This is a genomic window from Acetobacter sp., assembly GCF_022483985.1.
Classification (GTDB): Bacteria; Pseudomonadota; Alphaproteobacteria; order Acetobacterales; family Acetobacteraceae; genus Acetobacter.
Map to the genome: position 1 here is coordinate 1,042,631 of NZ_JAKVME010000001.1, position 23,709 is coordinate 1,066,339.

20 protein-coding genes are annotated in these 23,709 nt (G+C 59.4%); 11 read left to right on the forward strand and 9 right to left on the reverse strand.

What is annotated here, in order from left to right:
- Nucleotides 1–120: 120 nt before the first annotated feature.
- Both LKE90_RS04650 and LKE90_RS04655 read left to right on the forward strand, forming a co-directional pair.
- Nucleotides 121–837: a response regulator gene (locus tag LKE90_RS04650; RefSeq protein ID WP_291491718.1), complete on the forward strand. Its 717-nt coding sequence runs from the start codon at nucleotides 121–123 to the stop codon at nucleotides 835–837.
- Nucleotides 838–867: 30 nt separating this feature from the next.
- Complete coding sequence (locus LKE90_RS04655; RefSeq protein WP_291491719.1) at nucleotides 868–2,463, forward strand: sensor histidine kinase; 1,596 nt, start codon at nucleotides 868–870, stop codon at nucleotides 2,461–2,463.
- Nucleotides 2,464–2,467: 4 nt separating this feature from the next.
- Here LKE90_RS04655 and dnaQ read toward each other — a convergent pair whose 3' ends face one another.
- From dnaQ to LKE90_RS04675, 4 genes are read right to left on the reverse strand one after another with little or no spacing between them, the layout of a single operon-like run.
- The gene (gene dnaQ / locus LKE90_RS04660; protein ID WP_291491720.1) at nucleotides 2,468–3,163 is read right to left on the reverse strand and encodes a DNA polymerase III subunit epsilon; all 696 of its coding nucleotides are present in this window, start codon (nucleotides 3,161–3,163) and stop codon (nucleotides 2,468–2,470) included.
- A complete protein-coding gene (gene coaE, locus LKE90_RS04665; RefSeq protein WP_291491721.1) occupies nucleotides 3,160–3,762 on the reverse strand; it encodes a dephospho-CoA kinase in 603 nt (200 codons plus the stop codon). The genes dnaQ and coaE overlap by 4 nt, the downstream gene beginning before the upstream one ends.
- A gap of 6 nt (nucleotides 3,763–3,768) precedes the next feature.
- Complete coding sequence (locus LKE90_RS04670; protein WP_291491722.1) at nucleotides 3,769–4,674, reverse strand: shikimate dehydrogenase; 906 nt, start codon at nucleotides 4,672–4,674, stop codon at nucleotides 3,769–3,771.
- Nucleotides 4,674–5,501: an N-formylglutamate amidohydrolase gene (locus LKE90_RS04675; protein ID WP_291491723.1), complete on the reverse strand. Its 828-nt coding sequence runs from the start codon at nucleotides 5,499–5,501 to the stop codon at nucleotides 4,674–4,676. The genes LKE90_RS04670 and LKE90_RS04675 overlap by 1 nt, the downstream gene beginning before the upstream one ends.
- 191 nt (nucleotides 5,502–5,692) lie before the next feature.
- Here LKE90_RS04675 and LKE90_RS04680 point away from each other — a divergent pair, with 191 nt between their 5' ends.
- Nucleotides 5,693–6,499 (forward strand): transglutaminase-like domain-containing protein, encoded by an 807-nt coding sequence (locus LKE90_RS04680; RefSeq protein ID WP_291491724.1) that lies wholly within the window; start codon nucleotides 5,693–5,695, stop codon nucleotides 6,497–6,499.
- Nucleotides 6,500–6,559: 60 nt separating this feature from the next.
- Here LKE90_RS04680 and LKE90_RS04685 read toward each other — a convergent pair whose 3' ends face one another.
- A complete protein-coding gene (locus LKE90_RS04685) occupies nucleotides 6,560–7,324 on the reverse strand; it encodes a glucose 1-dehydrogenase (RefSeq protein WP_291491726.1) in 765 nt (254 codons plus the stop codon).
- A gap of 195 nt (nucleotides 7,325–7,519) precedes the next feature.
- Between LKE90_RS04685 and LKE90_RS04690 the strand changes: the two genes are divergently transcribed.
- Both LKE90_RS04690 and LKE90_RS04695 read left to right on the forward strand, forming a co-directional pair.
- The gene (locus tag LKE90_RS04690) at nucleotides 7,520–8,128 is read left to right on the forward strand and encodes an ABC transporter ATP-binding protein (RefSeq protein ID WP_291491727.1); all 609 of its coding nucleotides are present in this window, start codon (nucleotides 7,520–7,522) and stop codon (nucleotides 8,126–8,128) included.
- Nucleotides 8,129–8,131: 3 nt separating this feature from the next.
- A complete protein-coding gene (locus LKE90_RS04695; protein WP_291491728.1) occupies nucleotides 8,132–8,926 on the forward strand; it encodes an ABC transporter permease in 795 nt (264 codons plus the stop codon).
- Between the two features lie 64 nt (nucleotides 8,927–8,990).
- On the opposite strand, the gene LKE90_RS04700 is transcribed toward LKE90_RS04695, so the two are convergent.
- On the reverse strand, nucleotides 8,991–9,539 hold the full coding sequence (locus LKE90_RS04700; RefSeq protein ID WP_291491729.1) for a cytochrome b: 549 nt from the start codon (nucleotides 9,537–9,539) through the stop codon (nucleotides 8,991–8,993).
- A complete protein-coding gene (locus LKE90_RS04705; RefSeq protein ID WP_291491730.1) occupies nucleotides 9,536–10,630 on the reverse strand; it encodes a catalase family peroxidase in 1,095 nt (364 codons plus the stop codon). Before LKE90_RS04705 ends, LKE90_RS04700 begins: the two co-directional genes overlap by 4 nt.
- A gap of 264 nt (nucleotides 10,631–10,894) precedes the next feature.
- Between LKE90_RS04705 and LKE90_RS04710 the strand changes: the two genes are divergently transcribed.
- Nucleotides 10,895–13,108 carry a TonB-dependent receptor gene (locus LKE90_RS04710; protein WP_291491731.1) on the forward strand — a complete coding sequence of 738 codons (2,214 nt, stop codon included), beginning with the start codon at nucleotides 10,895–10,897 and terminating at the stop codon, nucleotides 13,106–13,108.
- 114 nt (nucleotides 13,109–13,222) lie between these two features.
- Nucleotides 13,223–15,226 carry an FUSC family protein gene (locus LKE90_RS04715; protein ID WP_291491732.1) on the forward strand — a complete coding sequence of 668 codons (2,004 nt, stop codon included), beginning with the start codon at nucleotides 13,223–13,225 and terminating at the stop codon, nucleotides 15,224–15,226.
- 23 nt (nucleotides 15,227–15,249) lie between these two features.
- Here LKE90_RS04715 and LKE90_RS04720 read toward each other — a convergent pair whose 3' ends face one another.
- Entirely contained in the window at nucleotides 15,250–16,569 is a 1,320-nt protein-coding gene (locus LKE90_RS04720) for an MFS transporter (RefSeq protein WP_291491733.1), read from the reverse strand.
- 120 nt (nucleotides 16,570–16,689) lie between these two features.
- On the reverse strand, nucleotides 16,690–17,646 hold the full coding sequence (locus LKE90_RS04725; protein ID WP_291491734.1) for an SGNH/GDSL hydrolase family protein: 957 nt from the start codon (nucleotides 17,644–17,646) through the stop codon (nucleotides 16,690–16,692).
- A gap of 237 nt (nucleotides 17,647–17,883) precedes the next feature.
- Between LKE90_RS04725 and LKE90_RS04730 the strand changes: the two genes are divergently transcribed.
- The 4 genes from LKE90_RS04730 (at nucleotide 17,884) to recJ (ending at nucleotide 23,382) form a co-directional block, all read left to right on the forward strand.
- Nucleotides 17,884–19,128 (forward strand): LL-diaminopimelate aminotransferase, encoded by a 1,245-nt coding sequence (locus LKE90_RS04730; protein ID WP_291491736.1) that lies wholly within the window; start codon nucleotides 17,884–17,886, stop codon nucleotides 19,126–19,128.
- The gene (locus LKE90_RS04735; RefSeq protein ID WP_291491737.1) at nucleotides 19,125–20,447 is read left to right on the forward strand and encodes a homoserine dehydrogenase; all 1,323 of its coding nucleotides are present in this window, start codon (nucleotides 19,125–19,127) and stop codon (nucleotides 20,445–20,447) included. The genes LKE90_RS04730 and LKE90_RS04735 overlap by 4 nt, the downstream gene beginning before the upstream one ends.
- A gap of 96 nt (nucleotides 20,448–20,543) precedes the next feature.
- Nucleotides 20,544–21,542, forward strand: a complete 999-nt coding sequence (gene glpX / locus LKE90_RS04740; RefSeq protein WP_291491738.1) for a class II fructose-bisphosphatase — start codon at nucleotides 20,544–20,546, stop codon at nucleotides 21,540–21,542.
- Between the two features lie 22 nt (nucleotides 21,543–21,564).
- Nucleotides 21,565–23,382, forward strand: coding sequence for a single-stranded-DNA-specific exonuclease RecJ (recJ, locus tag LKE90_RS04745; RefSeq protein ID WP_291491739.1), 1,818 nt, complete (start codon nucleotides 21,565–21,567; stop codon nucleotides 23,380–23,382).
- The last annotated feature ends 327 nt before the right edge of the window (nucleotides 23,383–23,709 follow it).

A 23,709-nucleotide genomic window follows, 5' to 3' on the forward strand; every position in this document is an offset into this window, starting at 1 on the left:
TGACGTCGCGACATGATCGACCGCTCATGCCGTGCCGGTCAAATCGTACGACTCATCCCGAAGTGCAACAGAGTGCAACATGGCCTGCACAGGCGGCTTTTGTTGTTTTATAAACGATTCATGGAGCAGACTCCCCATATACTGATCATTGATGATGACCGCGAAATCCGCGATCTTCTGTCAAAATTCCTCGAACGCAATCAGATGCGTGTCACCAGCGTCCGTGACGGACGCGAGGCGAGACGTGTCTGGGGCCAGGGGCACTATCATCTGATCGTTCTCGATCTGATGCTGCCCGGCGAGTCGGGGCTGGACCTTGCCCGCTGGCTCCGCAGTCAGGCCAATGTGCCGATCATCATGCTGACGGCGATGAATGAGGAAACGGACCGCATCATCGGTCTGGAGCTGGGCGCGGATGATTATGTCACCAAGCCGTTCAATCCCCGTGAGCTGCTGGCCCGTATCCGCGCTGTCCTGCGTCGTGTCAGTGAAAGTCAGGAACAGGGCTCGACCGAGGCGCGTGAAATCCTTTTCGCCGGATGGCGGCTGGAACTCGCACGGCGTCGCCTGCTGAATCCCGATGGCGCGGAAGTCTCCCTCACGGGCGGCGAATATGACCTGCTTCTGGCGCTTCTGGAACGCCCCAACCGCGTGCTGACACGCGACATGCTGCTCGACCTCCTGCGTGGCAGACAGGCAGGCCCCTTTGACCGGGCGATCGACGTTGCGGTCAGCCGCCTGCGCCGCAAGCTGGAGGATGACGGGCGCAACGCGCAGCTCATCAAGACAGTGCGCGGTGGCGGCTATGTGCTCGCCGCCGATGTCGAGCGTCGCTGACATGCCCGCTCAGAGAGTGTTGCATCTGCCGTGACCCCATCACAACACTCCCCCCGGAGCTGTTATGTCCGGTTTCTGCCGCGTTCTCTTGCCGCCAGAATGAGCCTGCTTCTGACCGTCGGCTTCGTGGGGCTGGCCGTCATGGGGCTGGCCGTCGAAACCATGGACAGGATCACGTTCCATGAGCGCTTCGTGGCGCATCAGGATCTGCTCCGCACCCTGATGATCTATCGTTCGGTAGCGGAAGACCCGCCTGCGGAACGGGATATGGAACTACAGGAACTCGACCCGCCTTCCAGCTTCTCCGTCCGGCTCGCCAACGAACCTGACAAGGATATGGTGAGGCAGGAAGGCTGGGTGGAGTTCAAGAAACTGTTCTTTGATCCGGAAGGTTTCAGGAACAGTCCTCTTGATGACATGGCGGGTCCGGACGGTCCCCATCCGGGACCGTTCCAGCCTTTCCGGAATGAACCCCCTCCGGCCTTTTTCGGAGGAGCGCCGCCCGACCTGTGTCATGACCTTCCCCATCCAGAGTCAGGCGCAGAGTTCAATGGCGGCGCACCGCATGGGCCCGAAACGCAATGTATGGGGCCGTCACCTGAGCAGCATCGTCTGAAAGATCTGCTGTTTCCCTTTCCGCCCACCAGGGTCGCCTGGCTCCCGGATCACAGGAAACGTGATCGCGCTCTGGCTTTTCTGCTGCCCAATGATACGCGCTGGCTTGTCATCCGGTATCGCCTGCCTGCGCCCAATCCTTTCAATTCCGCGACGTTCCCGCTGGCGCTCGGCCTGATGACTGTTGGCAGCGGCCTGCTGATCGCCTGGGGCGTCAGGCGTCTGCTGCTTCCGGTCCGCACCCTGTCAGCCGCCGCCGCCGCCTTCGCGCCCGATGCCGCCTCACCGCCATTGTCTGAGGAAGGACCGCTCGAAGTGGCGCAGGCCGCCGCAGCGTTCAATGCCATGGCGGCCCGTATACGGCGGTTCATCTCGGAAAGAACGCGCATCCTCTCGGCGGTCGGCCATGATCTCCGCACCCCCATCACCCGGATGAAGCTGAGAGCCGAATTCATCGAAGATGATGAAATGCGCGAAAAATTTCTTCATGATATCAATGAGTTGATGATACTTGTTGAGTCAACGCTTGAATTCAGCAAGGACAGCTCCGCCAGCGAACCCCTGATCACACTGGATTTGCATGCGCTTTTGCAGACAGTTGTCGATGACGTTGCTGAAAGTCGGCCGTCGGACGCAGACCGGATCATTCTGGCCGATTTCAATGGAACGGTCATGACAAAAGGGCGTCCGACAGGCCTGAAACGCGCTTTCACCAATCTGATCAACAACGCCGTCAATTACGGCGGCAATGCGATGGTGGCGATCCACCCGTCCCGTCGTGGCCGTGTAACCGTGACGGTTGAGGATGACGGCCCCGGCCTGCCGGAAGATGATCTGGAAAGGATGTTCGAGCCGTTTGTCCGTGGCGAGGAAAGTCGCAACAGGGAGACGGGTGGAACCGGACTGGGACTGGCCATCACAAGGACGATCATTCGTGGTCAGGGAGGCGACGTGGTGCTGCATAACCGCGAACCGAACGGACTTCAGGCGGTCGTCACCCTTGTCGCCTGAACGATCAGGCGTCCGCTTTTTCCCCCGCCTTCCATACGGCGTCAGACAGTTTTTCGATAAAAGCGGCGTGAACCGCCAGCGTCTCTGAATCCGGCTGTATCAGGACCGGCGTTCTCGTGCCCGGCCCGGTATAGCGTGCGACAGGCGACTCATTGCCATCGGTGCCGCCCAGCCCGAGCCCATGCTGACGTCCCCCCATGAGTTCGACATAGACATCGGCCAGCAGTTTGCAGTCGAGCAGGGCGTTATGGGTCGTGCGCTCCGACAGGTCGATGCCGTAACGGCGGCAGAGCGCATCAAGACTGTTCGGCATGCCGGGAAAACGCTCGCGGGCAAGTTCCAGCGTATCGACCTTGCGCGACGGATCGAGAGGCGGCCTGCCGACCCGCTCCAGCTCGGCATTGATAAATCCGAAATCGAAGCTGGCATTGTGCGCGATCAGCTCATCATCGCCTATGAATGCTAGAAAATCATCGGCGATAGCGGCGAATTTCGGTTTGCCCTCCAGATCCGCCAGCGTGAGGCCATGGACACGGGACGCTTCTTCCGGAATGTCGCGCTCCGGGTGGATCAGAACGTGAAACGCCTTGCCCGTCGGGAGATCGCCCAGCAGCTCCAGAGCCGCGATTTCGATCACGCGGTCGCCTTTTGTCGGTTCAAGCCCCGTAGTTTCCGTATCGAACAGAACCGAGCGTTTCATGCGCGCATTTCCCTGATCAGTGCCCTCACCTCGCGCCTTGTATCAGCCATCGACAGTCCTGTGCGAATGATCACATCCGCGCGGCGTCTTTTTTCATGATCCGGCATCTGCCGGGCGATCATTCTCTGGGCTTCGGCCTGTGTCATGCCCCGTCTGCGGGCAATCCGGGCGACCTGCGTGCGCCGTGGCGCTGAAACAACCACGACCCTGTCACACTGTTTTTCGCCTCCAGTCTCAAACAGCAGAGGGACATCAATGATGACCCAGTCTGCCCCACGGCGACGACATCGCGTGTAAAACCGGTCACGGGCGGCGAACACCAGAGGATGAATGATCTTCTCAAGCTGCCTGATCAGATCAGGATTGTGCATCACGGCTTTTCTGAGTTCCTGCCGATCCAGCGAAAACTGGCCCTGTGCGTTTTTCACAAGCGCCGCCGGTATGAGCCTGCCGATCGGAAGGACGGCGGCACCGCCCGCCCCCTGAAGCTGATGAACTGTCGCATCCGAGTCAAAGACCGGGAACCCGGCACGTCCAAGCAGACGGGCCACCGTCGTCTTGCCCATGCCAATCCCGCCGGTAAGCCCGAGAATCTTCATGGAAACTCAGCGTTTGTTCAATGCAGTGCGAATATACGCGACCGTGGCCTCGTCAACCTCTGTCTCCGCGCCGAACCACGCCCTGAAGCCGGGACGCGCCTGATGCAGCAGCATCCCCAGACCGCCCGATGCCGTCAGCCCCTGCTCCCGCGCAGCCCTGAGCAACGGTGTCTCCTGCGGAACATAAACGATATCCGAGACGACCAGATGGCCGGAAGCCTTGCTCAGATCCGGTGCCCACTCCGGAGCGGGGCCACCCTGCATCCCCAGCGAGGTGGTGTTCACAAGGAGCGCCATGTCTCCGAGTTGCTGCTCCCACCCGTCCCACGCGATTGTGGAAAGCTGCGGCGAGTCTGCTTTCGGAAAACTCTGCCGCCACGCCGCATCGAGTTCTTTTACCAGACCGTCCGCGCGTCCGGCGGTCCGGTTGGAGAGAATGACGTGAAATCCCTTCTCCAGCAGGCTTGTCGCAATGGAGCGCGCAGCCCCGCCCGCCCCGAGCAGCAGCGCCGGTCCACGGCTGGCCAGAGCATCGACTGCAATGCCGTCAGATTCAAGGTTCGCAACATAACCGAACCCGTCTGTGGAGGAACCGTGGATGGTGCCATCCTCGCGAAACACCAGCGTATTGACCGACCCTGCGATGCGGGCCATCGGGTCCACTTCGTCAGCAATCGCGAAGGCCGCCTGCTTGTGGGGGATCGTGACATTCGCCCCCCTGAATCCCGCGGCCTGCAAGCCTTTTACGGCGGTTACAAAAGCATCCGGCGCAACGGAGAGAGGCACATAGGCTCCATCAATTCCGTGGCGGGCAAGCCAGTAATTATGCAGCAAGGGCGACAGGGAATGGGTCACCGGATGACCGATCACACCGGCCAGCTTTGCCTTTCCGGTAATACGAAACTCACTCATCACTCTGCTTCCGTGGCGGGATGGCTGCCGTACTGCTCATGGTAGCGTCTTATCGCTTCCGGCAAAATGCGCGCAAGCCGTTCGGCCCATTCCTGCTGGCCATTCTCCGCTGTGATCAGATCCTGCCGGATTTCGATTTCAACATGAGGAATTCTGCGACGTTCTCCATGCACAGGCACCGTATAATCGCTGGTGTCCGTCAGTTCATAAGGTTCGTTATCACCGACAGTCAGCCCTTCCTCGCTCAGGCATGAGATGATGATCCGCCCGAAACGCGGGTCATGATTATGCAGCACGCCGCAGTGCCAGGGCCGCCGGAAATTCTGCATTTCCGGCGTGAAACTATGAAGGGCGACAAGGAAAGTCTCGATCCCCACTTCCTCACGCCGATCCAGTTCCTCGCCGATGCGGGTGTGATAGGGGTCGAAAATCTCTCTCGTGCGAAGGGCTGCCGCCGTCACGCTCAGATTCTGATTGGCGGGAACAGGCGTGCCATCACTGACCGTCACGATGGCGGTCTGATGACCGGGCGCGCGGTTGCAGTCGATCACAAGACGGGAATAACCCTGCTCGATCAGCAACGCGCCTGTCAGGGCGGCCAGTTTCCGCCCGACACCGTCAATGCCGATATCCCACCCGATATGCCTCGCCCGCTCATCCTCCGAAACGCCCAGATCACCCAGAACAGAGGGAATGGCCTGTCCGGCATGGTCGCTGACCAGCAGAAGAGGCGACCGGGGATCGGTTCCTCCATGCACCAGAACCGGCGACGGATCTTCGGGCGTCAGGAAAGAAGCTGGGGGAAGCGGGGAATTGTTATCGCTCATTCGTCTTTCGCGCCCGTAGCTGACACTGCCTGTCATCGGAAGTCACACAAGCCATGCCTTTCTTCAAGGGCAGACAGTATTTTCTTCGAGAGAACTGTAGCACCTGAAGATCGTTACGGACTAGGATCGTGATGTCTGTTGCGGAAACGCGATGCCTGATTTGTTTCGCGCTCGAAGAGGAAAGAAAATTCATGGAAATCAGAGCCGGCTACGACATTTCCATTGATTTTCCTGCGCCGACGCCTCTGGTTCTGATGCTCGATATCCGCCCGGAACGGGAAAATGATCTGCTGTCGCCGCAGAACCCGTGGTTTGACCCATTGGTTCCGGTTCAGCGTTATATCGACGGGTTCGGCAATCGCTGCACACGCCTGCTCGCCCCCGCCGGGCGGTTCCGCACATGGGCCGATTTCACGATCTATGACAGTGGCCTGCATGAACGGCAGGGATATGGCGCGCCCCAGACGCCTGTCGAATATCTGCCCTCGGACGTGCTCGTCTTCCTGATGGGAAGCCGGTATTGCGAGACGGATGTCCTCTCGGAATTCGCATGGTCCATGTTCGGACATATTCCGCCCGGCTGGGGCCGGGTGCAGGCTATTGTCGATTACGTGCACAATCACATCAGATTCAATTATGCCAACGCCCGCAACACACGGACGGCGTGGGAAGGCTGGAGCGAAGGTACAGGCGTCTGTCGCGACTTCGCGCATCTGGCCGTCGCGCTCTGCCGCTGCATGAACATCCCTGCCCGCTACTGCACAGGTTATCTCGGCGATATCGGCGTGCCGCTTCTGCCTGATCCGATGGATTTTTCAGCCTGGTTCGAAGTCTGGATGGACGGAAGCTGGTACACGCAGGACGCTCGCCACAACGAACCGCGTATCGGCCGGATCGTCATTGCGCGCGGCCGGGACGCCGCCGATGTGGCCATCTCCACATCGTTCGGCCCGCATACGCTGTCATCCTTCAATGTGACGACGCTGGAAGTCGGTTAATCCGTGTCTGCCCGCCGACCCCGCCACATGGCGTCCGGCGGGCAAGACCTGTTGTTTTCGTTATTGGGCGGTATAACCACCATCAATCACGAGTTCGCTGCCCGTCATGAACTTTGATTCATCGGATGCGAGATAGAGAATGCCATAAGCGATGTCGTCCGGCTCTCCCAGATGACCGATAGGATGCAGATCGACCAGCTTCTGTCTGGCTTCCGCTTCCTCGTTGGTCAGTCCCGCCACCATCGGCGTCCAGATATAACCGGGATGCACAGAGTTCACCCGGATGGCGTAGCCGGATTTGGCACAATGCAGCGCGGATGATTTGGTGAACAGCCGCACGCCGCCCTTGCTGGCGTTATAGGCCGCCAGTGTCGGGTCGCCGATCAGACCCTCGATCGAGGACAGGTTGATGATCGACCCGCCCTTGCCATGCTTTCGCATCCCTTCAATGGCGTATTTCGTGCCAAGAAAGACGCCGTCGAGATTGATCGAAATCACCCGTTGCCAGTGCGCGAAATCGGTGCTTTCCACGGTCCCGTTATAAGCGATGCCCGCATTGTTGACGGCGATATCCAGCTTTCCGAACTTCGCGATCGTTGCGTCAACAGCCGCTTTCCAGTCGTCTTCCCTGCTGACGTCAAGCTTGACGAACAGAGCCTTGCCCCCTGTCGCCTCGATTTCAGCAACGACCTTCTGACCGTCCTCCTCTTTCAGGTCGCCGATAACGACCGATGCGCCTTCTTTGGCCAGAAGTATGGCGGCAGCCTTGCCGATGCCCGAAGCCGCACCACTGATAATCGCTACTTTTCCCGCTACGCGTGCCATGTGCGTTCTCCTCTGAAGCGCAGATGTGAACAGCAGATGTCTGACCTGCGGTTGCCACAAGCACGCATCACGCCGCCCGGCTCCATGATTTTCGTCAATTTCATATGATAAACTTTTGCTCCACGAGCACTCGGCGGAAAACAGTAGGCTTCCTGCCGAATTGCGGCTGTCCTGCCGTTTCGCTACAAGCCTTCCATGAGCAGAAGCACCGGTCTGATTGCCGATACACTCAGGTCTGAACGGGTTGGGCCGGTTACTTTTCATGTCGCGCATGGCGACTGTCTTGCCATTACCGGCGCGTCCGGTAGCGGCAAATCCCTGCTGCTCCGTCTGATCGCCGACCTTGATCCGCATAGCGGTGCGCTCCTTCTGGATGGCGAGAATTCCCTGAGCATGCCCGGCCATGTCTGGCGGCAGCGTGTCGCCTATTTTCCGGCGGAACCGGGATGGTGGAGCGAGAACGTCAGCGATCATATCGCGGATACGCCTCGGGCCCGGACGCTCATTGAGGCGATCGGACTGCCCGATCGTGTGCTGACCGCTGAGATTCGCAGTCTCTCAACCGGCGAGCGACAGCGGCTGGCCCTCGCAAGAGGACTTCTGCACGGGCCGCGGGTGCTGCTTCTGGATGAGCCGACTTCGGCGCTCGATCCCCACTCCACGGAACAGCTCGAAAAACTGATCACGCACCAGAAAAATGAGGGCCGGATCATTGTTCTGGTGTCGCATAACGCAGCTCAGGTCGAACGTCTGGCCGACCGGCGGGCCATCCTGCGGGATGGGCGACTGGAAGAGACTGTCTGACGCATGTCCCCCGCCCTGATCACACCCTTTGATCTTGCCATCGCGGCTGGCCTCATCCTCGTCTGCGCGCTGGCCTCCCGGATACTGGCTCTGAAGACAGGCAGGGCCATCGTTATCGCGGCGCTGCGGATGTCGGTGCAGTTGCTGCTGATCGGCAATGTCCTGCTCTTTGTGTTCGGGCAGACATCACTGTTCCTGACATTCGCCGTGCTTGCGGTGATCCTGTGCGCCGGAACCTTCGAGGCCGGAAACCGTCAGACCTCCCGCATGGCGCTGCGCTGGCATTACGGCATTGCGGGAGCGTCCATCCTCTTCGGCGCGGCTCTGGCGACATCGACCGGCTTTCTCACCAGCCTGCGGCCTCATCCTCTGTTTGCAGCGCGCAGCACCATTCCCATGGCGGGTCTGATTATCGGCAACGTGATGAACGCCACCAGCCTGACCCTGAACAGTCTGCTGACGGCGGTGACACGGGACCGCTCGGCCATCGAAGCCCGTATCCTGCTTGGCGCGTCACGGCTGAAAGCGCTGGAAGACCCCATCCGCAAAGCGCTCCGCACGGCGCTGATTCCGACACTGAACCAGATGTCGGCCGCCGGACTGGTCACGCTCCCAGGAATCATGACCGGACAGCTTCTCGCGGGAATGAGCCCCGTCGCCGCTTCCCGCTATCAGATCGTGCTGATGAGCCTTGTCATTTTCGGCAATCTCGCCGGGGCCACACTGGCGGCGGTGCTGACGTGCCTGCATCTGACGGACGAGCGCGGGCGGCTGAGGCTGGAGAGGGTCAGGAACTGAGGTTTCCGATCCGGTCGCTGTCTATCATCCGTTTTGCCAGATGACAGGCAGGCGAAACCTTCCTTCAATCCTGCTCTCTTGCTGGGCCGATCATGCTTTTCAACACGCCGTCCCTGCGAACAAGACCATGAAACAGGGCGGCGGTGATATGCAGCAGGACCAGTCCAAAGAGCGTGAAGGCCAGCGCCGTATGGGCTGACCTCAGATACGCCCAGACAACAGGATTATGCGGAAGTATCGGCGGTAGCAGAATGGTCTCTTTCCAGAGTGGGACAGGATAGCCACCAGCGGACAACATTCCCCATCCGACCAGTGGCATGGCGATCATCAGGCCATACAGCAGCACATGCGACATTTTCGCACCGAGTTTCATCATCGGTGGAAGCTCTTCCGGCAGAGGCGGCGGCGGAGAGCGCAGCCTGTTGGCGAGCCGTATGAGCGCAAGCACCAGAATGGCAATGCCCAGTGGACGATGCAGCGTCACCAGCCAGTGATAGTTCGGGCCAACGGTCGCCGCCATGAATACACCAATAAACAGCATGGCGAGGATCATCAGAGCCATCAGCCAGTGCAGGACACGTGATGGAAGCGAAAAAAATCCTGATTTGTTCATGGCGCTTTCTCTTCACGGTCGATGGCTGCCATCGTCATGGCGGGGGTAATCGCAGGAACGGGCGCCTTCTCACCGGAGCGCAGGGAGAATGACCGCATGTAGGTTCCCGAGCGCGCCTGAAGTATCGGGTCAGCGGAAGGCGCAATGCCCGCAGGCAGAACGAGAGGATCGAACGTGATCCCGGTGCAGGCGCCGTCTTCTTCACTCTCAACGGTGTTCAGCGTCAGCAGGCCAGCGTCAACCTGCCTGTCTTCTGCGGCCCACGCCTGACTGGGATCAGCGACGGGATCGTGACTGCCCGCAACTGTCACCATCAGATGCCATTGCAGCGGTCGGGCATGGATGTCTTCGATCAGGCGGTGAAAGAGATAATTGTGATCGTCCGCATGACCCTCGGGAGGCGTCGTGGTCTGAACGGGAACCATTGCCCAGCGGACCGCCGTTTTTGTGCCGCGATTGTCCACGAACAGAAAGCTGTCGAGACTGCGGTAGGTATCGTCGGCAAACCCTGAAGTCAGTGAGCGGTGAGCGATCTGCTCCAGAGGAGATTTCAGCCAGGGATGTCCATCACGAAAGGCCTGTATACGCAACGGATCGGGCTTTCCGGTGGTTTTCTCCGGTCGTGCGGCCAGTTGAAGATCATGGAACTCCTGAGGTGTCCGAACGGGAAAGACAGGAATATCGTTCATGCCCATCCGCCATTCCTGTCCATCAGGGGCGACAAGACGGAGCGCCATGCTCCGGACTTTTGCAGGCGCGTCAGGCTGAAAAGGCATCCCGCCAGCAAGGGCGAAACGTCCGGAGACAGGAACACGCCCCCCGGACAGAACTGGGGCTGACGAGAGATCGGACGCATGGCCGTTCCCTTCGAACCAGCCCGTCACACAGACGCCTTTCGCGTGATTGCGACGAAAGCCCGGATGCACTCCATCCACCGCCCGCAGGGCATCCAGCATGTCTTTCTGTGTCAGATGATGGGGCGGCAGCCATCCGCCCGCCCATAAAAACCCCGACAACAGAACGGCAGGGCCAGCGACCACGCCGAACCAGCGCAGGACAGAGGCTGGCGGCACGACAGGCTTTGTCGCCATTTCGTTTGATCCTTTTGAAGCGTCCAGATCTGAAACGCCTGAGAGAGCGGATTTATCCCTTCCGGCACGTCAATATAGCAAAATAATGCGCTGGAATGGCAGTGCGGAATGACGGTCCTTTTTCGCGACTACGATGGCGGACAGGACGGCGGCAATGACGCGGATATCTCAACTTGCAAATGAGAAGGATTATCATTAACAGCATCCTCTCAGCGGCTGAATGCCCGAAAATGCCGTTCCCCGTTTCTCAGGACACCTTATCTCATGACCGTAAAAGCTGCGCCCCGCCTTCTCCTGCTGTTGTTGGCCTCGTGCAGTCTTGTCCCGATGAGTCTTGCTGCCGAGGCACAGGTGAGCACACCCGCGGCCAATGACCGTCCGGCTGAGGCGAAAAAGGGTGTTCAGGCAGACAAGACCGAAAACATTGTCATCCGCGCGGCACGTCGCAACCGGATGGAGGTGACAAGCGGAGGCCAGCTCGGGGCGCTCGGAACAAAGAAGGGGCTCGATGTTCCCTTCAACATCCGCAGCTATAATTCCAGCCTGATCCTCAACCAGCAGTCACAGACTTTGGGACAGGTTCTGGAGAACGACCCCTCGGTCCGGACAACCATGGGGTATGGCAACTTCTCCGAAATGTTCGTCATTCGCGGCTTTCCCGTCAATGGCGACGACATTTCGGTGGACGGACTTTACGGCGTTGTTCCCCGCCAGCTTGTCTCCCCCCAGCTCTACGATCAGGTTCAGGTGCTGAACGGCGCCAGCGCGTTTCTGAATGGCGCGGCCCCCAGTGGTTCATCCATTGGCGGCAATATCAACCTGATGTTCAAAAAAGCTGAAAACACTGACCTCAATCGAGTGACGGGCGATTACACCAGCAATGGACAGGGTGGCGGCGCTGTCGATTTCAGTCGGCGTTTCGGGCAGGACAAGGCTTTCGGATTCAGGCTGAATGCGGCAGGAATGGATGGTCAGACCTCCATAGACCACGAGCGGCGTCATGACGCGGTCGTTGGCGGCACGTTCGACTGGCATGACGACAAAACCCGCATTGATCTGAACATGGCCTATCAGAACCAGAACGTTCAGCAGGGACGTGGAGGGGTTCTGCTTGGCTCGGGGGTGACGTCCGTGCCGCGTCCGGTTGCGCCGTCCCACAATTTTGCCCAGCGCTGGGCCTATGCGGATCTGAATTACCTGTTCGGCACGCTGAATATCGAACATGATTTCGGCAAACATGTCACAGTCTACGGCGCTTTTGGTGCTCTGGGCAGCGATGAACAGGGAAATTACTCTTCCTTCACCGTGACCAATGCCGCGACAGGGGCTGGAACTGTTGGCAGCATGTATGTGCCTTATCAGCAGAATAACGAGAGTACGCGCGCCGGCGTCCGGGCTCATGTGGATACAGGGCCGATCCATCATGAAATCAACGCAGGCGGTTCCGCCCTGTGGGAAGAAACCCGCACCGCCTATTCGATGTATTCCAACAGCGCGGCTCCGCTAAACAGCAATCTTTACAATACGCCGCAGTTCGCCTCTCCGAGGCAGAACCTTGTGGGAGGCAATCTCAAGGACCCCACCCGTTCGAACTGGACAAAGCTGTACAGTCTTTACCTGTCTGACACCTTGACGTTCTGGCATGACCGGATCGCTCTGACCGCTGGATTCCGGTATCAGAACATTCTCGATAACAGCTACAAGTATTCCACCAACGGCTCTCTTTCAGCCGGATATGACAAGGGCGCGTTCACGCCTGTAGTCGGTCTTGTCATTCATCCGACACGCCAGACGGCAATCTACTTCAACCGGATCGAAGGCCTTGCCAAAGGACCACAGGCGACAGGCGCCAATGTCGTCAATCTGGGACAGATTTTTGCCCCCTACCAGAGCGTCCAGTACGAACTCGGCGCGAAATACGATATCGGACGCTTCAGCGCGGGGCTGGCTTTTTATCAGATCTCTCAGCCGAATTCCTATACCGAGGCTTATGGCAACACCGGCAGCCTGATCTTCCGTCAGGACGGACTGCAACGGAACCGGGGCATGGAACTGACCGTCAATGGCGAGATCATCAGAGGGCTCCGCTTCAACGGCGGCCTGACCCTGATCGACGCCGACCTGCGCCGCACGCAGAACGGCACCAACAACGGCCATACGGCCATCGGTATTCCAAACTATACGATCAACGGAAACCTCGAATACGATCTGCCCTTCCTGAAAGGCGCAACGGTTATCGGCCGCGTGGTCAATACAGGAAAGCAGATGGTCAATGTGGAGAACACCGCCCACCTGCCCGTCTGGACCCGTTTCGATCTGGCGGCCCGCTATACGTTCGCGGCGTATGGCAAGCCGCTGACGCTCCGGTTCGGCGTGGATAATCTCGCCAATACGCGCTTCTGGTCGTCCGCCTTCAACGGCTATCTGCTGGAAGGACTGCCGCGAACCTTCAAGTTCTCCTTCACCACGGACCTCTGACGCCTCGTCTCCTGTGCTGCGGCCAGTCATTGACGCTGGCCGTGCATAATTCTCGCGTCTGTCGCAGCCTCACGCTATCGTGACAGCGCGCTTTTTTATATCGTGTTCAGCGCGATGAAAACGAGTAGCCTCCCCCGACGCATCAGCCGCTTTGCCCTGCAACTGGCTGGCGGCATGATGCCTCCAGCCCTGACGCACTGGTTGGGCGTGCGCGACATCAGCATTACGCCGGAACAGATCGGTGTGCGCGAAGGTCTGCGCGCTGGCGTGGCGGTTGGCTCGATCATGCTGCTGGCCTGGTATCTGAACATCCCGATCATGGCCTGGTCGGCTTTCGCGGCGTTCTGGACGTGCCTTGTCGATCCGGGCGGCCTGATCCGCCTCAGGCTGGCGACCCTGCTGAAATTCGGTGCTTCGGGAACGCTGATTACGGGACTGCTTTCCGTCGCTTCCGGCTACGGACTGGCGCCGGTTTTCATCGCTCTGGGTCTCTGCATCTTCCTCTGCGGACTGGCGCGCCAGCGCGGTCCGGTCGCCACGCAGATCAGCGTTCTTGCCGCCATCGTCGCGGTGGTGGCGGTCTGCTATCCCCAGACACCGCTTGGAGGGGCGCATCTCGCGGGTATGTTCGTCGGTGGCTCCGTCTGGGCGGCCCTCATCTGCATCCTTGCATGGCCGGTCGATCCGTATGTTCCGCAAAGGCAGGCCTGCGCCGCGATTTTTCGCGAGCAGGCGAACATGATCAGCAGACTTCTGCTGATTGCCGAACAGAACGTCCTTGGCCACGATGCGCTCTATCATGAGATCAGCTCCTACAGGCGAGATATCCGAAACCGGATCGAACAGGCGCGCAAACGCGTGGAGATGCTTTCGGCGGATACGCTGAGCAGCCGCGCTCACGGGACACTCCTGCGCACGGTGGAAGCAGGCGACCGGATTTTCGTCGCGGCCATGGGTCTGGAACACGCAGCTTTCACGGCTCCCCTTCCTCCGATCGCACGCCGGACAGCCGGATTGATCGCCGCCACCCTGAGGCGCGCGGCACGAGAAATCGCCACTCCGGAACCGCGACCCGAGTGCCTTGCCCGACAGATCCGTTTCCTGCGCACCGCCGGTCCGCGTGACGGCGATCTGTTTGCCCGGTGCGCGCATCTGTGCGCCGACGCGCTCACCGATCTTCAGCAGGCATGGCAGCCCGCCGCAGAGGCAAACCAGATCGCCGCCACGCCGTCTCTGCCCAAGGAGCATATCTGGCCGACCGCCATTTTCGTGCGACACGCGGCGCGCCTCTCTGTCGCGGTGCTCACCGCCTACGCCATCGCCCTCGGGCTTGACCTGCCCTATGCCTACTGGGCGATGATGGCTGTTGTCGTGGTCATCCAGCCCAGTGTGAACGTGACCCTGCCCCGCGCACTGGAGCGCGTGGCGGGCAGCGTGGCAGGTGGTCTGCTTGCGGCCATCATGGGGGTGACATTGCCGATTCCCGTGATCCTGCTGCTGATTTTTCCTCTGGCGGCCGTGACGATCGCCCTGCGAAGCGTGAACTACACGCTCTGCGTCATGTTCATGACCCAGCTTTTCGTGCTCGTGACCGATCTCGTCAGCACGACGCACGGCTGGGACGTCGCGCTTTCAAGAGCGGCCAACAACACCATCGGCAGTCTGGTCGGTCTGGCCGCCTGCGTTCTGCTGTGGCCAGAGGCGAAAGCGCCCACGCTTGCTGAACAGATCATGGCGGCTGTCGCGTCCAATCTTCGCTATGCCACGCTGGCGGCGCGGGAAGAAAAAGCGTCATGGCACGAAATCGAACACGCCAGACGTGAGGCAGGGACTTTCTCCACCAGAGCGGAGATTCTGTATCAGCAGGTACGTCTGGAAGGATTACGGCGGTCTGACCACCTCAGAACCTGCGGCGATATCCTCTTCATGCTCAGGCGGCTTGCTGGCGCCGCCAATGTCTGGTGGCTGGAATATAACGACGCCAGTCTGTCATTGAGAACAAAGGAACGAGACGCCCTCTCCACCGTCGGGCGGGCAGCCCCACTGGTGAAGAAAACCGGCTTCAGTGACGCCGATCTGAGAGAGACCTTGTCCCTGCTGACAGCACTGAAGCTCTAAAAACCGGACGCCAGCGCGGAAGTTCAGCGACTGACACGCTTCGCCGGAATGCTCAGAACGATCGCCACGCCGAGCAGGGCCAGCACAACCAGACCATAAAGGGCCATGTCGGTTCTGCCAGTGGCGTCCTTGATCCAGCCCACGAAATACGGGCTGAGGAAACCAGCCAACTGCCCCAGCGAGTTGATCAGCGCTACGCCACCGGCGGCGCCCTCAGCGCTCAGAAAACCGTTACTCAGAGGCCAGAAAAGCGGCAGACCGCTCAGCGCTCCCGCCGTGGCGATGGTCAGACCAGCAACCGAGATCACTGCGTTATCGTGAAAGGCCGCCGAACAGGCGAGCCCGAACGCCGCCATGAGAAGCGGCACCGCAAGATGCCAGCGCCGTTCGCGCCGTCGATCCGAGGAACGACCCGCGACAATCATGAAAAAGCAGGCCCCCAGATAAGGAATGGCGCTTATCCATCCGACGACCCCGAGATCATGAAAACCAATGCTTTTGATAATGGACGGCAGCCAGAAATTGATCGCGTAGACACTGCTCTGAATACAGAAATACAGTAGTCCGAGCTTCCATATGGCCGGGCTGCGCACGACTTCCGAAAAACTGGCCGAGACCTGTTTGGGGCGGCTTTGCCGATCCTGAAACAGCGTGTCCGACAGCAGTTTTTTTTCCGTATCATCCAGCCATGCAACTTCCTTCACGGAATCACGCAGGAACAGAAACATCCCCACGCCGAGCAGAACCGTTGGCAGTCCTTCCAGCAGAAAGAGCCACTGCCATGCTTCAAATCCATGACTGTTGCCGCTGAACCAGTTCATGATGAGCCCGGAAAGCGGGCTTCCCAGCACACCGGAAAGTGGGATCGCCGCCATGAAAAGAGTGAGCGCCCTGCCGTGTCTCTGTGCGGGAAACCACTGTGTGAGATAGAGCACCATACCGGGGAAGAACCCGGCTTCCGCAGCGCCTGTCAGAAAACGCAGGATATAGAACCCTGTGGTCGTTTCAACGAACATCAGGCTGGTTGAAAGCCAGCCCCACACAATCATGATCAGCGCCAGCCAGCGCCGGGCGCCTATTTTCGCCAGCATGAGATTGCTGGGAATGCCGCATGCAATGTAGCCGAGGAAGAAAATCCCGGCCCCAAGACCGTAGGCCGTCTCACTCATATGGAGACTGTCCAGCATGCTCAGCTTGGCGAAGCCGACATTCACGCGGTCGAGATAATTGAAGAGATAACAGACGAAAATATAGGGAATCAGCCGCAGCGTGACCTTGCTGAATATCTGATTGAGACGGGCGTCCTGAGGCGAATGCGCCTCAGTAAAATTTCGCTCGGGCATGACTCTCACCGGTTCTTATTGTTTTTCTTGGTCCCATCCAGAGCATGAGACGGGGTAACAAAACAATAGTTCCGATAACAGGCTGGAAAACGGACGCCCCGGATTCACACACGCATCGGCTCAGTCAGGGTGTTGCAGCACGTCAGCCATTCGTGCGGCTATCAGGGCGTGAGCGTGGCGTGTCGGATGATATTCATCCCACCAGAGATGAGCGTCCGGGTCATTGCAGGCTTTCCGGGGCTTCGGCTGGGTGACCTGACAGGGTGCTTCAACATTGGTCAGACCCGAAGCCTTTCCGGACTGGATCAACTCTTCCGTCGTTCTGCGCCAGGAAAACCATGCCAGCGTGGTCTCCGATGTCTTGGTCATAGTGGACAGCATCTCCTGTATTTTGCTGTCAAACGAGTCTTCAAACTCCCGCGCCTGACTGACAGCCGCCGGCGTACCCGCCACAGCCGGCACGAGATCAAGAGCATAGACACCGAATACAAGAAAATGGCGGGCGCCGCTGGTCTGGAGAAGGGCAATCGTATCCCGGACATCCGCAGCGCACTGGCTGGCGGCATCGGGAATGGATACCGGTTTTGCAAAATCGATTTTCTGAAACAGATCGTTCGCCGATGCGCCGACAACATACAGCGCCTTTGGGTCCAGAACCTCATGCCGTGAAAGAAAACCGAGCACCTGTCCCCGTAGGCCGGTGTCACGCCAGCCATCGAGCCAACTGTAATAGTTGCCGCTCCCGCACCGTGCGCCACCGACAGCATAATCGCTCAGTCCCGCGCCAATCTTTCTGGCCAGCAGTTCGACGGCTGTCGGGCCGTTACTCCATCTCCCCTGCCAGTACAGGCCGCTTTCCGGCGCGGAGGGCAGCATGATGGCGTCCGGGATTTTCGCCTTCACGGCTTCCTCCGAGACTGTCAGGGCTGAGCCGTTATCGCTGTAACTGTCACCAAAAACATAGACATGGCTGAAGGAAGCAGGCTTTGCCCGGAGGTCTGTCGTTCCACAGACAAGACTGATGAGGACAGGAACGCATCCGGCCAGACGGCGGACAAAACGGCTGTTACCAGTCATGCGAACTCCCTGAGGCTGCGGCAGTAGCGGCCCTGTTGTTTCGATATGGAAACAATACGCTTTCATACACGGATTTTCAAGATTTGCCCTGTTCAGATGACTCCGTGTCGCAATGAAGCCGGATGAGCAGCATTCCGAGACAGTCGGAACCTTGCCACCACCCTCATCCCTTCCTATACCTTTTCCCCCGCCATTTCGGCAGCAAGAGCCATAAGAGCCCCTCAGGACAGTCCGGTCATGACCGAAGAGTTCCATCGCATCCGTCGCCTTCCTCCCTACGTTTTCGCGGAGGTCAACAAAGCCAAGGCCGCGGCCCGAGCGCGGGGCGAGGATATCATCGACCTCGGCATGGGAAATCCGGACAGCCCGACTCCCCCGCACATCGTGAAGAAGCTCGTGGAGACCGTCGCGGACCCGCGCAGCCACGGCTATTCGGTCAGCCGCGGCATTCCCGGCCTGCGCAAGGCTCTTGCCGGTTATTATGACCGCCGCTTCAACGTGAAGCTCAATCCGGACACGGAAGTCATCGCCACACTGGGCTCCAAGGAAGGGCTGGCCAATCTGGCGTCAGCCATCACCAGCCCGGGCGACACCATTCTGGTGCCCAACCCGTCCTATCCGATCCATCAGTTCGGCTTCATTATCGCGGGCGCGTCCGTGCGCTCGATTCCGGCCTATCCTGATGACGAGATGCTGCGCGCTCTGGAGCGGGCCGTCCGTCATTCGGTGCCGAAGCCGACCGCTCTGATCGTCAACTTTCCGTCCAACCCGACGGCGTATCTGGCCGATCTCGATTTCTACAAGGAAATCGTCAAGTTCTGCCGCCGCGAGGAAATTTTCATCCTGTCGGATCTGGCCTATGCCGAGATCTATTTCGGTGATCTCGTGCCGCCCTCCATTCTGGCGGTCGAAGGCGCGAAGGATATCGCTGTCGAGTTCACCTCGCTGTCGAAGACCTATTCGATGGCGGGCTGGCGCATGGGCTTTGCCGCAGGCAACCCGCGTCTGATCGAAGCGCTGGCGCGGATCAAGTCCTACCTCGATTACGGGGCGTTCACGCCGATTCAGGTCGCCGCCGTCGCAGCTCTCAGCGGTCCGCAGGACTGCGTGGCGGAAATCCGGCAGCTCTACAAGGACCGCCGTGACGTGCTGCTGCGCGGCCTGCACGCGGCAGGATGGGATGTTCCAAAGCCGGAAGGCTCCATGTTCGCGTGGGCGCCCATCCCGGAAAAGTTCCGCGACATGGGCAGCGTGGCGTTCTCCAAACTGCTCCTGCAGGAAGCGGGCGTGGCCGTCGCGCCGGGTCTCGGTTTCGGTGAACACGGCGAAGGGTTCGTGCGTATTGGGCTGGTGGAGAACACCCAGCGTCTGCGTCAGGCAACCCGCGCCATCAAGGGCTTCCTGAACGCCAACGGCATTAACGGGCCAGCGCAGCAGGCCCCCCAACAGAAACAGTCTACGCTGGAGGATACCGCGTCGTGAGTTCGTCTAAAGGAGACGTCGCTTCCAAAACCCCGCTGCGCCTTGGCGTCGCGGGTCTCGGCACCGTGGGTGCCGGTCTTGCCATTCTCCTGCGTGACAACGCGGATATCATTACGACACGGGCTGGTCGTCCCATCGAAATTACGGCTGTCGCCGCCCGCGACAGAACACGCGATCGCGGTATCGATCTGAGCGCCCTCACGTGGCACAGCGACGCCGTCGATCTGGCGTCTGATCCGAATGTCGATGTGGTTGTCGAACTGATCGGCGGCTCGGAAGGCACCGCGCGCGCTCTGGTCGAGGCCGCCCTGAAAGCTGGCAAACCCGTAGTGACGGCGAACAAGGCGCTGCTGGCCGTGCATGGCGACAGCCTCGCCCGTCTGAGCGCCGCCAACAACGCGCCGCTGCTGTTTGAAGCTGCTGTCGCGGGCGGCATCCCCGCCATCAAGACGGTGCGCGAAGGTCTGGTGGCGGACCGCCTGCTCTCCATCGGCGGTATTCTGAACGGCACCTGCAACTACATCCTGACCGCGATGCGTGAGACCGGTCGCGACTTCAGCGACGTGCTCGCCGAGGCGCAGGCACTGGGCTACGCGGAAGCCGATCCTTCCACGGACGTTGACGGCATCGACGCCGCCCACAAGCTGACGATCCTCGCATCTCTCGCCTTCGGCCATCCCGTCGAGTTCGACAGCGTGCATGTCGAGGGTATCCGCAGTATTGGCGCGCTCGACCTGAGTTTCGCACGCACGCTTGGCTATCGCATCAAGCTGCTTGGTCTGGCCCGCCAGTCGGATCGCGGCGTGGAAGCCCGTGTTGCTCCCTGCCTCGTCCCGGAGGGAGCACCGATTGCTCAGGTCGACGGCGTGTTCAACGCCGTGATCGCCGAGGGCACCTTCGTCGGTCGCCTGATGGTCGAAGGTCGTGGAGCCGGGGCGGGCCCAACAGCCAGCGCGGTTGCTGCCGACATCATCGATATCGCCCGTGGCAATACCGTGCCTGTCTGGGGCATGGATGTGGCCACGTTGCAGGCCACTAGAAGCCGTCCGGCTTCGGAATGGCATGGAGCGTTCTATCTGCGCCTCAGCGTGGCTGACCGTGCAGGCGTCATCGCCGACATCACAGCCATTCTGCGTGACTGTGGCGTCTCGCTCAGCAGCATGATCCAGCATCCATCAGTGAAGCAGGCCGAGAATGTGCCGCTGGTGCTGGTGACGCATCCGACCGCGGAAAGCGCAATGCAGGCTGCCCGTGAGCGCATCGCCGCGCTGGATGTGGTGTCGGCAGAGCCCGTGCTCATTCGCATAGAGAACTTCTGAGCGGGTCGCGCCCCTCGACCTCTCTCCTCTCGGGTGGTACCATCACTTCCCAACGTGGCTTGAGGCCACATCATTTTTCTGACCGGAGCAACAGATATGTCGGACGAAACGCACTCCCGACCCTACATCGTCTCGGACCGCAATCTGGCTCTTGAGCTGGTCCGCGTCACGGAGGCCGCAGCGGTGGCGTCAGCGCACTGGACCGGTCGCGGCAAGAAGAATGATGCCGATGGCGCAGCAGTGGAAGCCATGCGCAAGGCTTTTGATACGGTCGCCATTGACGGCACCGTCGTCATTGGCGAAGGCGAGATGGATGAAGCGCCGATGCTGTATATCGGTGAGAAGGTCGGTGCCGGTGGTCCAGCCATGGATATCGCCGTTGATCCGCTGGAAGGCACCAGCCTCTGCGCCAAGGACATGCCGAACGCCATTACGGTTGTCGCGCTGGCCGAGCGCGGTAACTTCCTGCACGCGCCGGACGTCTACATGGACAAGCTGATCGTCGGGGCGGGTCTTCCTGATGACGTGATCGACCTTGACGCTTCCATTGGCGAAAATCTTCGCAATCTGGCAAAGGCGCGCGGCCGTCATATCGGTGACATCACGCTGTGCGCGCTTGAGCGGGAACGTCATGAAGAAATGATCGCCAAGACCCGCGAGGCCGGTGCGCGTATCCGTCTCATTTCCGATGGTGATGTGGCGGCTGGTATCGCAGCCTGTCTTGAGACCTCTTCGGTCGATATTTACGCAGGGTCCGGTGGTGCGCCGGAGGGTGTTCTCGCGGCCGCCGCTGTTCGCTGCATGGGCGGCCAGATGCAGGCGCGCCTGATGTTCGAGGATGACACGCAGCGTGAGCGCGCCCAGAAGATGAATCCCGGCAAGCAGCCTGACCGCAAGCTCGGACTGCATGATCTGGCTGCCGGTGATGTGCTCTTCTCGGCGACTGGCGTCACCTCAGGCTTTCTGCTGAAAGGCGTGAAGCGTATGCCGCACCGTGCTGTGACGCATTCTCTGGTGATGCGCTCGAAGTCCGGCACCCTTCGCTTCATTGAAGGCTACCACAACTACAACACCAAGACCTGGAGCGTTTCCTGATCTTTTTTCCACGGCTCACAAGATGATTCCGGAAGAGAAGGTCGAGGAAAAAGCTCTTCATGAGCCTGTTCTCGGTGTCACCGGGAGCCTTATGGGGCATCGTTGGGTATGGCGCGCAGGAGCCGATGACCCGACGACGCTCCGACTGGGAAGCGCTATCGCGCAGTCATGCGGACTTCCCGAGATCGTAGCGCGCATCATGGCGATGCGGGGTCTGAAAGCGGAGACGGCTTCAGCCTTCATTGAGCCCCGGCTTCGCAGCTTTCTTCCCGATCCTTCCTGCCTGAAAGACATGGATATCGCCGCAACGCGTCTGGCGCAGGCAGTGGAGAAGCATGAAACCGTCGGCATTCTCGGCGACTACGATGTCGATGGCGCCTGTTCTTCCGCCCTGCTGACGGACTATCTTCGTCAGTTCGGATGTGTGGTGCATACCCATATTCCGGACCGTATGAAGGAGGGCTACGGCCCGAACGAACAGGCTCTTCTCGGTCTGGTCGAGCGTGGAGCCTCTCTTGTCGTCTGCCTTGATTGCGGCACCGCAGCCGCTGCAATCCTTGCTTGCCTGAAGCAGAAAGCTGACGTCATCGTCATCGATCATCACAAGGCTGAACTGTCACTCCCGGACATTCACGCGCTGGTCAATCCCAACCAGCCAGACTGTTCTTCCAGCCTGAATCATCTCTGTGCTGCGGCTCTCACTTTTGTCACGCTGATCGCAACGACACGGGCTTTACGCCGCAACGGATATTTTTCCGAAGACCGTCCTGAGCCGGACCTGCTTGTCTGTCTGGATCTGGTCGCCCTCGCCACCATCTGCGATGTCATGCCATTGCAGGACATCAACCGGGCCTTTGTGCATCAGGGCTTGCGCGTGATGGGCAAGCGTCAGCGTGTCGGCCTACGCACGCTGATGGACGTTGCGAGTGTGGTTGAAAAACCCAATGCGTTTTCGTGCGGTTTTGCATTGGGGCCCAGAATCAATGCTGGTGGCCGGATTGCTGAGTCGGACCTTGGCTTCAGACTGCTGTCCGCAGAGGACGACTTCTCGGCCCGTCAGATGGCTGAGCGTCTCAATGATATCAATCGGAAACGACAGGATGTAGAAGCGGACATTCTGGACGCGGCAATGGAGCAGGCTGGTCTTCAATTTGATGCAGGCCATGCGGCGCTACTTGTAACAAGCCCTGACTGGCATGCAGGTGTCGTCGGAATTGTCGCAAGTCGTATCAAGGACGAATTCAACCGCCCCTCCTTTGTGGCTTCTGAGGACGAGCATGGAAAACTCAAGGGCTCCGGACGCTCCGTTTCTGGTTTTGATGTGGGCGCCGCAGTCATTGCCGCCAAGGAGCACGGTCTGCTCATCGCTGCTGGCGGCCATGCCGCAGCGTGTGGTTTTACGCTCGCTAGAGAGAAGCTACCTGCTTTTCATACCTTTCTGAATGAACGTTTTGACGCGGTTCGGTCCTATCCCAAAAAACCCTTTCTTTCAGTGGACGCCATCATTCCACCCAGCGCCGCGACTTCGGATCTGGCAAAAGCACTGGGCACTCTCGCTCCCTTTGGTCAGGGCAATGAAGAGCCTGTTCTGGCCATAGCAGACGTCAAGGTGGATCGTTTCTTCAGGATTGGGGCAAACAAGCGATCCATCCGCCTGACGCTGTCTGGTGACGGCAACCGCAAGATCAACGCCGTCATGTTCAATATCAAAAATGACGCGATACTGGATACGCTGGAAAACCTGTCACGGCCTACATTGAATATCGTGGGATGGTTACGTGTCGATACATGGCAGGGGCGTGAAAACACGACTTTTTTCATCCGGGATCTCTCTGTCTGATATCCTGATTGAAAAGTTTTTCAGTGCTGGCACTGCCTTTCGCTCCATCGTCTGAAACTGTGGGTTTGATTCACACACCACCTACACGGCAATGGACTTTTCCCTCGTGTCCGGAGAGCGCTGCTCTCTCAATGGTTAATTCTAAGGAAAATTACCTATAATATTAACCATTTCGAAATTCATTTTGGCTATCAAGCTCTAACCACGACTTTTTAAAGAGCCGGAAGGAGCACACCATGCGCATAGTCGAAGCTGCCCGATTGATTACGACAGGTCGCATTCATCCTGAAACTCTTTGGGAAATTACCACGCCTGCCGAACGCGTTA